Annotated in this window: 10 protein-coding genes; 3 read left to right on the plus strand and 7 right to left on the minus strand. The window is 74.9% G+C overall.

Translation table 11 applies throughout. The annotated features are described in order from the left end of the window. The first annotated feature begins 100 nt into the window (after nucleotides 1-100). The gene (locus tag K2224_RS25520; RefSeq protein WP_221908838.1) at nucleotides 101-643 is read left to right on the plus strand and encodes a DUF1697 domain-containing protein; all 543 of its coding nucleotides are present in this window, start codon (nucleotides 101-103) and stop codon (nucleotides 641-643) included. Nucleotides 644-689: 46 nt separating this feature from the next. Here K2224_RS25520 and K2224_RS25525 read toward each other — a convergent pair whose 3' ends face one another. From K2224_RS25525 to K2224_RS25545, 5 genes are all read right to left on the minus strand, one after another. Then, a complete protein-coding gene (locus K2224_RS25525) occupies nucleotides 690-1,151 on the minus strand; it encodes a type II toxin-antitoxin system PemK/MazF family toxin (RefSeq protein WP_221908839.1) in 462 nt (153 codons plus the stop codon). A gap of 172 nt (nucleotides 1,152-1,323) precedes the next feature. After that, a complete protein-coding gene (locus K2224_RS25530) occupies nucleotides 1,324-1,965 on the minus strand; it encodes a uridine kinase (RefSeq protein WP_221908840.1) in 642 nt (213 codons plus the stop codon). Nucleotides 1,966-2,006: 41 nt separating this feature from the next. Next, nucleotides 2,007-2,453, minus strand: a complete 447-nt coding sequence (locus tag K2224_RS25535; protein WP_221908841.1) for a hypothetical protein — start codon at nucleotides 2,451-2,453, stop codon at nucleotides 2,007-2,009. A 106-nt stretch (nucleotides 2,454-2,559) separates the two neighbouring features. Then, nucleotides 2,560-3,441: an IclR family transcriptional regulator C-terminal domain-containing protein gene (locus tag K2224_RS25540; protein ID WP_221908842.1), complete on the minus strand. Its 882-nt coding sequence runs from the start codon at nucleotides 3,439-3,441 to the stop codon at nucleotides 2,560-2,562. An 87-nt stretch (nucleotides 3,442-3,528) separates the two neighbouring features. Further along, entirely contained in the window at nucleotides 3,529-4,473 is a 945-nt protein-coding gene (locus K2224_RS25545; protein WP_221908843.1) for a zinc-binding dehydrogenase, read from the minus strand. A gap of 723 nt (nucleotides 4,474-5,196) precedes the next feature. Here K2224_RS25545 and K2224_RS25550 point away from each other — a divergent pair. Together K2224_RS25550 and K2224_RS25555 are read left to right on the plus strand one after the other, a co-directional pair. After that, nucleotides 5,197-6,828 (plus strand): FAD-dependent monooxygenase, encoded by a 1,632-nt coding sequence (locus K2224_RS25550; RefSeq protein WP_221908844.1) that lies wholly within the window; start codon nucleotides 5,197-5,199, stop codon nucleotides 6,826-6,828. Nucleotides 6,829-7,133: 305 nt separating this feature from the next. Beyond that, on the plus strand, nucleotides 7,134-8,879 hold the full coding sequence (locus K2224_RS25555; protein WP_221908845.1) for a CDP-glycerol glycerophosphotransferase family protein: 1,746 nt from the start codon (nucleotides 7,134-7,136) through the stop codon (nucleotides 8,877-8,879). Nucleotides 8,880-8,966: 87 nt separating this feature from the next. Here K2224_RS25555 and K2224_RS25560 read toward each other — a convergent pair whose 3' ends face one another. Beyond that, a complete protein-coding gene (locus K2224_RS25560) occupies nucleotides 8,967-11,150 on the minus strand; it encodes an NB-ARC domain-containing protein (protein ID WP_260693189.1) in 2,184 nt (727 codons plus the stop codon). A 132-nt stretch (nucleotides 11,151-11,282) separates the two neighbouring features. After that, nucleotides 11,283-13,223, minus strand: coding sequence for a helicase-associated domain-containing protein (locus tag K2224_RS25565; protein WP_260693190.1), 1,941 nt, complete (start codon nucleotides 13,221-13,223; stop codon nucleotides 11,283-11,285). Nucleotides 13,224-13,226 lie beyond the last annotated feature (3 nt).

A 13,226-nucleotide genomic window follows, 5' to 3' on the forward strand; every position in this document is an offset into this window, starting at 1 on the left:
GCACCGCCCGGCCGCTCCGCCGCGGTCGTGTCCCGTCCGTTCCCGTCCCCGCCGCCGCGGCTCCGCCCCGTCGGCCGGCACCGTCCATGAAGGGCCGCGCATGTCCCGTCAGATCGCCCTGCTCCGCGGGATCAACGTCGGAGGCCACAACCGCTTCCCCAAGGCCCACCAGCTGGAGCTGGCCCGTTCCCTGGGACTGTCCGACGTCACCGTCCTCCTGCAGACGGGCAACATCGTCTTCGCCGATCCGGGGGTTCCGCCGCGGGAGACCGCCCGGTGGTTCGAGGAGCGGATAGCGGCCGAGCTGGGCCTGACGGTGCCGGTGCTCGTCCGGACCCGCGACGAGCTGGCCGCCACCGTCGCCGGGAACCCGTTCCCGGCCGCCGTGCCGGAGCCCAGGACCCTGCATGTGACGTTCCTGTCCGGGCCGCCGGCCGACACGGCCGGGCTGGACGCGCTCGACGAGGCCGCGTACGCGCCGGACCGGTTCCGGCTGCTCGGCCGCGAGCTGTACCTGTGGTGCCCGCAGGGCATCGGGCGCTCCAGGCTCGCCGACGCGGTCGGCCGTGCCCGGCTCGGGGTGACGGCCACCGCGCGCAACTGGAACACCGTCACCAAGCTGCTGGCGCTGGCCGACGCCTGATCCGCCGGGGGCGTCCGGGACGGCCGGCCGTCCCGGACGCGGAGCGTCAGCGCCAGCCGTGGAGTTCCCGCAGCCGGTTGGCGACGAGGTGGAAACGGCCCCGGTCGAGCGCGCACGCCTCGCGCCGCATACCGCCAGGGTGGACCCGCAGCACCCGGTCCACGGCGATCCAGGAGTCGCGCCCCGCGCGGTCCCAGGGACCCGCGCCGATCGCCACCCAGTCGCGGTCGTCGTTGTGGCGCTTGCTCGACAGCTGCACTGCCAGCAGCGTCCCGGCCGGCTCCCGGGCCACCACCAGCACCGGCCGGTCCTTGCCGCGCCCGTCGTTCTCCTCGAAGGGGACCCAGGTCCAGACGATCTCGCCGGGGTCCGGGTCGCCGTCCGGGTCGGGGGCGTAGGTCATCGCCACGGCGCCGACGGCGCGCGGCGGTATCTCCACGGTCGCGGTGGGTCCCTGGCTGCCGGGCAGGGGCGGATGCGGGTCTGCTGCGTCGAACGATGCGGTCATCCCCGCACGCTATCGGCAGCGGTGAACACGCTGCTCAGCGGCCCGCGTTGGGGCGTTTGCGGTCGATTGTCAGTGGTCGGTCGTACGGTTTTTCACAGCGGGGGACGGTCGCCGGGACCGCCCGGAAAGGACCGTCATGTCCAAGATCGCGAAGTACCCCTCGGCGGGCGGCTCAGCCGGCAGCTCCGCTCCAGGCCGGGCGGCGGGGGTCATCGGCGCGCACGACGACGTCCGCCGTCTCCCCCGGCCGGGTCTCGGCCTCGTAGCGGGCGAACGCCGGCAGCGTCCAGCGCTGGTCCTCCGGCGTACGGCGGGCGAGCGCCCCCGGAGACAGCCGCAGGTGCACGGAGAGATCGAAGGGGAACCAATGGCCGAGCAGCAGCGGACCGTGCAGCAACAGCACACCGCCGGGCGGCAGTTCCACGTAGGGGCTGCGGGTCGCACGGTCCGCCTCCGGGTCCCACAGGTCGGGGAGCACCCGCCCGGTGCCGCCCGGTTCCAGCGGCTGGAAGACCTCGCGCCACAGGGCCCGCCGGTCGAACCACTCGTCGTGGTAGGAGTCGGGGTCCTCGCGGCCGTACTCCAGGCGCTGCGAGGCGGGCCGCAGAAAGCCGTGGGTGCCGGCCTTGTGCACCGCCCGCCCCCGGAGCCGCAGCGCCTCGGCGAGCCGCCCGGCGAGATCGCCGGGGGCGGCGGCGGGAGCCCCGTCGACCGCCACCCGCAGCCAGGGGCTCCCGTCGTGCGCGGTCAGCGCGTCGATGCGCGCGGCGAGCGCGTCGGTGAGCCGTTCCCAGGTGATCGCTTCGAGCCGCACCCGGCCATTCTGCCCCTTCGGTGGGCGCCGGCCGTCGGCGGTCAGCGGGCGTGCGGCCCACCGGGCCGGTTACCGGGATGGACGTTGGAGACGATGCCGGCCTGCACCACCATGCCGCTCACGCCGCCGCTGACGGTGTTGTGGACATCCCGCACGGTGGCACCCTGGTCGTTCCGGGGCGCCACCTCGTCCAGCAGACGGCGCAGTTCGGCCGCCGCGGCCGGGTCCTCGGCGAACAGCCGCCGCAGCTCGATCCGCCATCGCGCGACGGCGTCCTCGACCGCCAACTCGTCGCCGTTCTCCTGGGCGTTGACGACCTCGGCACGTGTCTCGTCCAGCTCGCGGCCGACCGCCTCCGCCTCGGCGCCGCGGCGCCTGGCGAGCAGGGCCGCCATCCGCCGGCGGAGCGCGCCCCAGCCCTCGGTCGCCATCTGCTGCACCAGCGTCGTCGCCCCGGTCGTGGCCAGCGCCACCAGTTCTGCTTCCATCGGACCCCCTCGGCCGTCGTGCGCACGGTGTCGCACGTGGTGTCACAGTAGAGAGGCGAGTCGCCTCGTGCACAGCCGTCGGGCCGTGCGGAGCCGCGATCCGGACTCAGCGCTCCATGGCCGGCCGGGCCGCCCCGTAGCGGCTGAGCACGGCCGCCGCCTCCTTCGTCGCCTCGACGACGCTCCGGGGGACGTCCGGCATCACGGTCTTCTGCTTGAGCAGCAGCACCGCGCCCATGATGGCCCCGTCCCACATGATCGGCGCGGCACAGGAGTTCCAGCCGGCCATGCACTCCTCGTAGCCCACCGCGTGACCGAGGTCGCGGACCTCCGCCAGGGAGGCGAGCAGCGCGTCGTTGTCCCGGTAGACACCGGGCCCCGCCTGCTCGGGCACGGGCTCGGCCAGTACGCGCTGCTGGAGGACCTCGGGGAGGTAGGCGAGGATGGTGCGCCCGGAGGCTCCGGTGCGCAGGGAACGGGTCACGGACAGCACATCGCGCGGGGTCATGCCCAGTTCGGCGAGGTCGGAGTCGCCGACGGCCATGTCGACGCACTGCCGCTGCGCGCCGGAGAAGGGCGCCACCATGTAGAGGAACGCCAGCCCGTTTCCGGTCGCCTCGCGCAGGTCGCTCAGCACCGTCTGCGCGCCGTCGAGACGGTGGTCGAGGGCGGTGAAGGCGAGCTGGGCGGCCGAGGTCCGCAGCCGGTAGAGGCCGCGGTCCACCCGTTCGAAGATCCGCTGGTAGATGCCGGATTGCAGGATGCGGTAGACGACGGAGTCGTCCAGGCCGGTGAACTCCGCGATCTCACCGGGCCCGCGGGCGGACCCGCCGAGCTCGGCGAAGGCGGTCTGGACGAGGAAGACCCGCTCGGCATGACCGGATCCGGACGTCCGGGAGCCGCCGGCGGCCGCGCTCCTGGAGGGCCGACCGGTGTGCTGCGCGGCCTCCGGAGCCGTGGACTGCGACGCTGCGGTGCGTTGGCCCATCGTGTGCTCTCTCTCCTGGCAGTGATCCGCGCCCGAAGGCGCACGGCGTGTGCGGTGCTCGGCGCCCCGCCCCCGGGGGCACCCGTGTCACCGGGTGACGTCGAGGGCGAGTTTCCCGGTCGGGGTGCGGGCGGCGAGATCACGGTGGGCCCGCGCCGCCTCCCCGAGCGCGTAGGTGGTGCCGGTCAGTGTCCTGAGAGAGCCGTCGGCGACGGCGTCGAACAGCGCCCGCATGGAGGTCGGCAGCGCCGTCCGGTCCGCGTAGAGCTGGGGCAGCCAGAAGCCGGAGACGGTGAGGGAGCGCTCCATCAGCTCCCGGGTGGACACGTTCGCCAACTCACCGCCGGCGAAGCCGTAGACGGCGAGCCGGCCGCGCGGTGCCACGGCGGCCATGGTCCGGGCGAAGGTGGCGCCGCCGGTCATCTCCAGCGCGGTGTCGACCGGGCCGCCGGCGGCGTCCAGGATGCGCTCGGTGAGGTCCTCGGCGGTGGAGTCGACGACCGCGTGCGCGCCCAGCTCCAGGGCCAGTCGGCGCTTGGCCGCGGAGCCGGCGAGGCCGATGACCTTCGCGCCGGCCCGCGCCGCGAGCTGGACGGCCAGTGTGCCGACGCCGCCCGCCGCGGCCGGGACGACGACGCTCTCGCCCTCGGTGAGGCGCAGCGCGGTGAAGAGCAGATGCCAGGCGCTGTTGCCCTGGAGGGCCAGCGCGACCGCCTGTTCGTCGCTGACGGCGTCGGGGACGTCCCAGGTGACGCGGCGGTGCAGCAGGGCCCGTTCCGCGTAGCCGCCGCCTCGGGTGAGTCCGACGACCCGCCGGCCGCCGTCGAGGGTTCCGACGACCTCGTTGCCGGGTATGTACGGCAGTTCGACCGGCGCGAGGTAGGTGTCCCCGCGGACGTGCACATCGGCGTAGTTGACACCCGCCAGCGTCACGTCGACGAGCGCGTGCCCGGCGCGGGGCGTCGGCTCGCGGGCGTCCTCCAGGCGGAGCACGTCCGGGCCGCCGAATTCTCGCATCACGATCGCGCGCACGACTCTCCCTCAGATTCTCCGGTGCGGTGCCCGCTCAGGGTAAGCACGACGCCGGGCGAACCGCCGCCTCCCGATCATTTCGCGCCAACCCTTCGGACTTTCTGGGCCCGGTGGCCCCCCTCGTACCCCGAATTCCCGGAAGTTTTCTCGTGTCGCGAGAAAAGTTCGCTTCGCTTCGCACCTAATGAACCGGTTTGTCATCGATCTACCGAGCGGTATACGGCGGGTGGCTCCCACACATCCCTCACTCGCCTTCGGCTACCGGAAGTGATCGCCGCCGCCTACCATCCGGACGTGTGTCCGCCGTTGACGAGAGCCGACGGCCACGTCCCCAAGGGCAGAGCACGGCGCGCGAGGCAGCGGTGCCGACCCGCCCCGTCCGGTGAACCGGGCGGGGAGTGGCGGAGGACGGGGCCCGGGCCGCGGCACGGCGGACACGGCCTGAGGGGGAATCATGATGGGGAAATCGGGGGGCGGCAGGCCGGCGTTCGCGCCGGCCTGCCGGGACCCGCAACGGGCTCTGCCTCTTCCGCCGGCACCTTTGCGCATCCTGCGAACCGCGTCTGCTTCCCTGCCGTCTCTGACCGCAAGGGTCACCGACGCCGCCGACGCCGTCATCGCCGCCGCGCGCCGCCACTCCCGGCCGTACGCCGCACCGCCCTTTCTGGTCGCGGCCCGGCCCGGCCCGGGATTCGCGCGCCACCGCCGAGAAAGGGACCGCCCATGAACGCGTCGAGTCGAACGACCAGCGCCGGGCTCCAGTTCACGCACCCGTACCTCGCCGTGGTGCTCGGCGGCGGTTTCACGGGCATGCTCGCCGCCGCGGCACTGTCCGCGTACGCCGACGTGATCGTGGTCGAGCGGGAGCGGCTGCCCCGGACGCCGGCGTTACCCACGGATCTTCCGCAGCCACGGCACACCCATCTGCTGGCGTCGGACGGCGCCCGGGTCGTGGAGAGCCTGCTGCCCGGCACGGTCGAACGGTGGTTGGCCGAGGGCGCCCACCGGCTCGCGATGCCGTCGGAGGCCGTCGGGCCGCTGCCGCCCGGCCGGTCCGCCCGCCGGGCGCGTACGCGGCAGGTGTTCGCCTGCTCCCGCGATCTGCTCGACCGGGTCGTGCGCGAGCAGGTGCCGGCCCTGCCCGGGGTGTCGGTCCTCGACGGCACGGAGGCGGGGCGGCTGACCGGCACCGCCGAGCACGTCACCGGGGTGTGGGTCCGCGACACCACCAGCGGTGAAACGTACCGCCTGGACGCCGACCTCGTGGTCGACGCCACCGGCCGCTCCTCCACGACCCCGGACCGGCTGTCGGCGCTGGGCCTGCCCGCCGTCCCGGAGGACGTCCGGGACTCCGGCATCGTCTGTGCCACCCGCATCTTCCGCACACCGCCCGGATACGAGAACTCCCCGGTGCTCACCGCCCGTTCGGACTGCTGTCCGGTCGGCGCCGCGGGCGGCGGCAACCCGTCGGCCTCCCTGCTCCCGGCCGCGCGGACCGCGACGCTGGTCCCGATCGAGGACGGGCGCTGGCTGGTCACCCTCACCGGCGGCAGCGGCGGCGAGCGGCCGTCCGAACGCGCCGACCGCTTCGTGCCGTTCACCCGCCGGATCCACGCGGCCATCGGGGACCTCATCGCCGACGCCGAGCCGCTGAGCGAGGTACGGCTGACCCGCGACACCTCCAGCCGCCGCCACCGCTACGAGCAACTGCCCAGCTGGCCCTCCGGGTTCGTCGCCCTCGGCGGCGCGGTGACCTCGGTCAACCCGGACTCCGGGCAGGGCCTGTCCCTCGCCGCGCACGGCGCCGCCGCGCTCCGCGAGGCGCTGCGGCGACACGGCCTGGACGACCCCGCGCTGGGCCGTCGGGTGCAGCGCGCCATCGGCCGTCTCGTCGAGGCACCGTGGGCGCTGGCCACCGGCGCGGAGCTGCCGCCGTCCCCGCGTGCCGGTGCGCCACGGCCGTCGCTGGCCACGCGTGTGGTGCACGGCGCCATGAGCGGGTTACGCGTCCCCGCCGCCGGACTGCCCCCGGTCTGCCGCGCCTATGTGGACGTGGTCAGGCCCGCCGTCTCCGTGGCCCACCCACCGCGCCCGTGCACCCCGCAAGCGGCACCCGCAGCGCCGTCGTCCGCGGTACGGCCACCGGACCCCGACGCCCCGGACACCCCGCCCGCGCTACCGTCCCCGCTCGCCCCTTCCGCCGCCGCGCTCACGGCGCCGCCGCCCGCGGCCGCGCCGGGCGCCCCCGGAGCCGAGCAGACGCCCCGCAGACTGCCCCGCCCCCTCGGCTTCGGCCCCGCGTCGCTGCGCCTGCGGCGGGTCAACGGCGGCCGCCGGAAGCCCGGCGGGGCCTGAGACCCGGCCCCTGGCCCGGGCACTGCCTCGGCCCTGAATTACGGTGGACGCCAGGTATACATCTCCGATCGCCGGCGGCGCGGCCGCCGGCGATCGTCACCACCAGGGGGTTGCGGAAAAAGGTGACGCGCGCTACGACGCAACCTGGTGGCGAACCGCGAACCGCGAACCGCGAACCGCGAACCGCGAACCGCGAACCGCGGGCGAGGGTCGGAGGTCGGGGGCGGGACGGCTGTGCAGATGGGTGCGCGTGCCCGGCGGCGGCTGACACCACCCATGGGCTGCTGCCTCCACTGCGGGTGCCCGTGGGTGACGATCCCGAGCGCTGGCAGACCTTCCCCGGCGAACGGCTGGTCGTCGTCATCGCCCGCACCGTCACCTCGACCGTCCGGGTCCTCGACGTCCTCCGTCCCGTCCTGCGCGACGACCCACGCCTCCACCTGGTCTTCGCCTTCGATCCCAGCTCGGCCTTCAACGACGGCGTGCACGCCCTGCTCCACTCGGTCGGCGCCCGAGTGCTGCCCTGGCACCAGTTCCCCCGGGTCTCCCCCGACCTGATCATCACGGCGACCGAGAACGCCGATCTCACCACCGGGCACCACACCTGCCCGGTGCTCGTACTGCCGCACGGGGTCGGCTTCCACAAGGTCGTCCCCGACTCCCGCAGCGACCGCGACCGACTGGCCGGTGTCGTCCCGGACGCGCTGCTGCGCAGCGGACGCGCCCGGCTCGCGATCTCCCACCCGGACCAGGCGGCCCAGCTCGCCGCCGCGCACCCCGCCACGTCCGGCCGCACCCTGCTCGTCGGCGACCCCTGCTACGACGCGCTGCTCGACGGGCGGGCGCTGCGCGACCGCTACCGCCGGGCGCTCGGCCTCACGGACCGGCGGCGGCTGGTCATGATCAGCTCGACCTGGCGCGATCACTCGGTCCTGGGCCGGGACCCCGCTCTCCCGGCCCGCCTGCTCGCCGAACTCCCCCTGGACGACTACGCGGTTGCACTGGTCACCCACCCCAACATCACCTCCGCCCACGGCGATTACACCCTCCGTTCGCACCTCGACTCCGCGCACGACGCCGGGCTGCTGACGATCCCGCCGACCGCCGGCTGGCAGGCCACCCTGCTCGCCGCCGACCTGCTGATCGGTGACCACGGGTCGGTCACCTTCTACGGCGCGGCGCTCGGCACGCCGCTGCTGCTCGGCACGTTCGGCGATGACGAGGCCGTCACCGGCACACCCATGGCGGAACTGGGCCGGATCGCCCCACGGCTACGCCCCGAGGCACCGTTGCGCCCGCAGATCGAGCGGGTGCTCGACCTGGGCGGAACGGACGGCGACGACACCGGGGAGCGGGTGCGCAAGGTCGGTGAAAGCGCCTTCGCCGCACCGGGCCGGGCCCTGGGACTCCTGCGCACCGCCGTCTACGGCCTGCTGGGACTCCCCGAGCCGGCCGGCGCGCCACCTCCGCGGCGCGCCCCGGCGCCGCCCGTCCCTCAGGGCCGCCCGGAACCGGAAAAGGAACCGGCCACCGCCTGTTACGTCCACACCTCCCTCTCCGAAGGCGCCGGTGGGCCCGACGGCCTTCGGATATCCGTCGAACGCACCCCCGCCGCCGTCGCCGACCTCTTTCCCGACGATCGGCGCGATGCTCCCGGGGGCCCGTTCCGTCATCTGTCCTGTGCCGACGACGAGTGGGACCGGCAGTGGCCGGAGAGCGCCTCCGTCCTCGTCCGTCGGACCGCCGCCGATACCGCCGTGGGCGCCGACCGGTGGATCGACGACACCTTCGCCCGCTACCCCGGCGCGCTGCTCGCCTCCGCCATCGTCGCCGGCCGGGGCTGCCGGGTCGGGCTGTGCGACGGCCGGACCGTCGAGGTGTCCGCCACCGGCCGGTTGGACGACGCCACGGTCCTGGCCGCCGCCGTCTACGCCTGCCTGCGCGCCGGGCACCCCCTGGAAGGCTTCGTCACCCTTGCCCTCGGCGGCCGTACCGAGGATGTGGCGCTCCGCCTCACCCGCCGGACGAGCGGGCCGCGCCCCGCCCTCTGACGGGCCCGCTTGCGAAGCGCCGTCCTGAGCAGACGTCCGATGGCTCCGCGCCGTTGGCACTGCCCCGCCGGTGCTCCCCCGCCGGCACTACCCCGCGCTGCTGTCGGAGGCGTCCGTGCCGGTGTCGGTGTGGGTGCCGGTATCGGTGTGGCCGGCGCCTTCCCCGCCGCTCGTACCGACCCGACCCTGCGCACCGGCCGAGGTCTCCGTCAGTCTGCGGCGCAACTCCACGGCACGCGGGCCGCCGCCCGCCTCGTATATCTCCAAGGCGCGCGTCAGATGGCGCCGCCACTGCTCGTGATCACCGCACTGCTCGGCGAGTTCGGCCAGCGTCTCGCAGACCTGCGCCTCGTAGTGGACGGCTCCGCGCTCGCGCAGCATGGAGCCGGCCTCCTCCAGTGCCGCCACGGCCTCCGTGGTCTCCCCCAGGTCGCGGAGCACGCCCCCGATGGCGGCCAGCGCGCGGGCGCCCATCCGCCGGTCGTCGATGGCCATGAACCCGTCGTAGGCCCCCTCCAGGGTGGCCCGGGCCTCCTCTGTGCTGCCGACGGCGTGCTGGGCGCGGCCCATGAAGTAGCGGCCGATGGCGATGCCGCGGTCGTCGCCCGCGGCGCGGTAGAGGACCATCGCCTCCTCGTAGGTCGCCACGGCGCGGGCCGGGTCGCAGCGGTCCCAGTAGCGGCCGTAGAACTCGCGGGCGGAGGCGCGGAGCAGGGTGTGGCCGGACTCGTCGGCACGGGCGACGGCGGTTTCCAGCTCCCGGCGGGCGCGGCGCAGCTCGTCGCGGTCCATCAGGGGGCGGGACAGCAGGGTGCGCAGGCGGGCCTCGGCGGCGGGATTGCCGTCCGCCGCGGCGTGGCGGACGCCCAAGTCACCGCTTCTCACCCAGTCGTTGAGGTACCGGCGGTTGAGGAAGAGCGCGGTGAGCGCCTCGGCGAGCTCCCAGACCTGGCGGTGCCATCCGTGGTCCGCGGCGGTCTGTTGGGCGGACAGCAGCTCGGCGCGCCAGGCGTCCAGCCAGTCCAACGCCTCCTGCCGGTCGGCGAACGCGGTGGCACGGTCTGCCTCCCCCAGCCGATCCGTATATGTCCCGATGCGCAACCGGCGGCCCATGACGGCGAGATCGGCCTGTGCGGCGCGGGTGAGCAGATGCTCGACGACGCGGGCCACGACCGCGGTGCGTGCGACCTCGTCGTCCTCCTGGACGGCCTGTTCACGGGCGTGCAGGCGCACCAGGTCGTGGAATTCGTAACGCCCGTCCGCGGCCATCGTGACCAGGCTCGCGGCGTCCAGGACGTCGAGTTGCCCGGCGGCGTGGGCGACGGTCGTCCCGGCTGCCGCGGCGGCCGATGCGGCGTCCCAGCGGCGGCCGGGATGCAGGCCGAGCAGTCGGTAGAGCCGGGCGGCGGGTGCGGGCAGCCCCGCGTAGGCCACTCCGAGGACAGCGGACACCGGGCGCTCCTCTCCCCGGCGCAGGGCCTCCAACCGGCGCCGGTCGTCGGCCAATTCATCGGCCAGCGCGGCGACCGGCAAACCTGGATGCATCACCAGCCGCGCGGCGGCGACATGCAGCGCCACCGGCAGCCCGCCGCAGCTCGCCACGATGCGCAGCGCCGCGTCCTCGTCGCCGGCGGCGATGCGCTTCTCCCCGCACAGCCCGCGCAGCAACTCCAGCCCGTGCTCCGGCGACAGGGGTTCGAGCGACATGAGGCGGGCGCCCTCGCCGAGCAGTTCCCCGAGCCTGGACTGGCTGGTCGCGAGAACGACGCTGCCGGGGGCGCCCGGGATCAGCGCCCGTACCTGCGCCGGCTCGGTCACGTCGTCGAGCACCATCAGCACCCGGTCGTCCGCCGTCCGGCTGCGCAGCAGGGCCGTCAACTCCCCCAGGGTGCCCGGCAGATACTCGTCCTCGACGCCGAGTGCCCGCAGGCAGTGGCTCACCCCGGCCGAGACGTCGCCGCCCCTCTGCGCCCGCAGCTCGGCGAAGTCGATGTAGAACTCGCCGCCGGGGAAGCGGCCGCGCTCCCCCGCCGCCCATCTCCGTACGGTCGCGCTCTTGCCCACTCCGGGCAGGCCGCTGAGCACCGCCAGGCCGCCGCCGTCGCCCACCCAGCCGTCGATCTCGGCCAGCACCGGCTCGCGGTCGACGAACTGCCGGAGCGCGGCCGGCACCTGCCGTGGCACCGGTTGCTCCCGCCGCGGCATCTCGAAGTGCAGATCGCCCTGGACCACCCCGGCCTGGATCACCGGGCCGTGTACAGTCCCACTCAAGTCGTTCCGGACGCGTCCGACGTCCGCTCCGTTGTCCCCCATGCCGGCTCCCCCCATCGGTCGACTCCCTACGCGAAAAACGCTACTTGATGCCACTGACAACGCGGCACGGCTGTGGATCGCGCGGACGGATCAGCCGGCTCCGCCTGTCGCGTTCTCCGGCGTCTCCGGCCGCTGTCCCAGGAGGCGTTGGGCAAGGGCGAGTGCGGCGTGCGGATCGCGGGTGGGGCCCGGCGCCGCGGTGCGGTGGCTGGGGAGCCGTTCGACGGTGGCGGCGCCGGTGTCGGACTCCAGGGCGGGGGCGTAGCCCGCGGCGCGCAGGGCGTCCAGGGTGGCGGCCGGCGGGCGGGCGCTGACCAGGACGGTCGGGGCGAGGGTGCGCAGCTCCAGCTCGCGCAGGGCGTGGTGGGCGGCGAGTTCGGCGATCAGGGCCCCGTCGTCCGAGCGGACGCAGCAGGCGGCGGGCACGACCCGCATCCGGCCGTGGGTGCGGGCGATGTCCTGGATGAGGTAGCCCAGGGGCTGCGGCAAGGTGCCGGTGGCCGAGGCGGCGGCGAGCGCGTCGCGGAGGGTGTCGGCAGTGTGGCCGGAATCCAGTGCGCGGCGGACCGAGCCGGGGGTGAAACGCCAGGTCACGGCGTGCCCCTCGGACTCCCGGTCGGCCACGGTGCCGAGCAGCCCGGCGAGTTCGGGGGCGGGGCGGCCGGGCACGACGGCGGTCAGGTCGGCCTGGAGGTGAGCCCGTTCGACGGGTGGCGGGAGCAGGTCGCGGAGCGGCTCGTCGAGGCGTGTCGGGTCGGCGAGCAGGGCCCTGCCCAGCGGGGTGAGGGTGCCGTGGGCGGTGAGCCCGAGGCAGGCCGCCTCGTGGAGGGTGTGGACGGCGCGCTCCTCGGCCATCGGCTGCTCGGTGACGGCGAGCGGACGGTACCAGTCCGCTGTCCGGAGCAGGTGGCGCAGTCGCGCGAGGGCGTGCTCGTCGTCCGGCGAGTCCGGGAGGGGCAGGGGCGGGGACGTCGAGCCGGCGTCCGGCGGGACGTCGGCCAGGGCGGCGAGGAGGGCGTGCCGCAGTGCGGGGGCGTGCCGGTCGTGGCCGCGGACCAGGGCGGTCGGCGTCTCACCGAACGGGGTGTGGGTGGGGATGTCCCACAGGGCGTACCAGGCGGCCAGTACGGGAGCGAGGCGGGCGCCGGGCGGGCGGGCCAGCCAGTCGTCGTAGGTGTGGGTGGGCAGCGCGGTGATTCCCGAAGGGCTGCGGGTCAGCGCGATCAGGCCGGCGGCCAGGGCGAGATCGAGCAGGAGCCGGGTGTGCGGTTCGGTGGCGCCGGCCGCCTTGGACAGGCGCTTGACCTCGCGGACGGTCAGACCGCCGGACTTGCGCAGTGTGGCGGGCTCGGTGGCCAGGGAGGCGAGCAGCCGCTCGACGGTGGTGACCAGGTGCGCCGCAGCCGCCTGGGATTCGTCGGACGGCGAGGTCCGCGGGGCGGGCACGGCGGACGCGCCGGGGCAGCCGTCGTGCGGCGCCGCGCCGTCCGGCACGGGCGCCGGGGCGTGCGGTGCGAACGGGCCCAGGTCGTGGGCGGCGAGGAGTTGCGGGATGCGGGGCGGCACGACGACGGATCCGTCCCCGGCAAGGACGGCGAGGCCGTCGGCGCAAAGGGCGTCGAGGGCGGTTTCGGCGGCGGTCCGCGCGGCTCCGGGGACGGCGGTGCCGAGCGCCGCATGGATGTCCTCGCGGGAGACCGGTTCGCTGGCCAGCTGCGGGAAGGACAGCCGGTGGGCCATCAGGGACTGGTAGTCGGCACCCGGGACGGGGGCGGCGGGGACGGCGGCGTCGCGGGCGGCGCGCTCCTGGCTGATGCGGGCGGTGGTGGCGAGCACCTGCAGTCGCGGGTGGTCGAGGTGCAGCACCACGTGGTGGAGGGTTTCGTAGGACCACAACGCGCCTGCCAGGCCACGGAGTTCGGTGGGCGCGGGCCGGCGGGCGAGCGGCTCGGCATGACGGGTGAGGAGTGCGGCGAGCTGTTCGGGGGTGCGCTGCGCGAGGGAGCGGGTGAGTGCGTCGAGACCTTCCACGAC

The sequence above is a fragment of the Streptomyces sp. BHT-5-2 genome (assembly GCF_019774615.1).
Lineage (GTDB): Bacteria > Actinomycetota > Actinomycetes > Streptomycetales > Streptomycetaceae > Streptomyces.

What these genes read in the sequence shown, in the direction of transcription:
- K2224_RS25520 (WP_221908838.1), top strand. Translation starts at nt 101, where the DNA reads ATGTCCCGTCAGATCGCCCTGCTCCGCGGGATCAACGTCGGAGGCCAC.
- K2224_RS25550 (WP_221908844.1), top strand. Translation starts at nt 5,197, where the DNA reads ATGAACGCGTCGAGTCGAACGACCAGCGCCGGGCTCCAGTTCACGCAC.
- K2224_RS25540 (WP_221908842.1), bottom strand. Translation starts at nt 3,441, where the DNA reads ATGGGCCAACGCACCGCAGCGTCGCAGTCCACGGCTCCGGAGGCCGCG.
- K2224_RS25535 (WP_221908841.1), bottom strand. Translation starts at nt 2,453, where the DNA reads ATGGAAGCAGAACTGGTGGCGCTGGCCACGACCGGGGCGACGACGCTG.
- K2224_RS25525 (WP_221908839.1), bottom strand. Translation starts at nt 1,151, where the DNA reads ATGACCGCATCGTTCGACGCAGCAGACCCGCATCCGCCCCTGCCCGGC.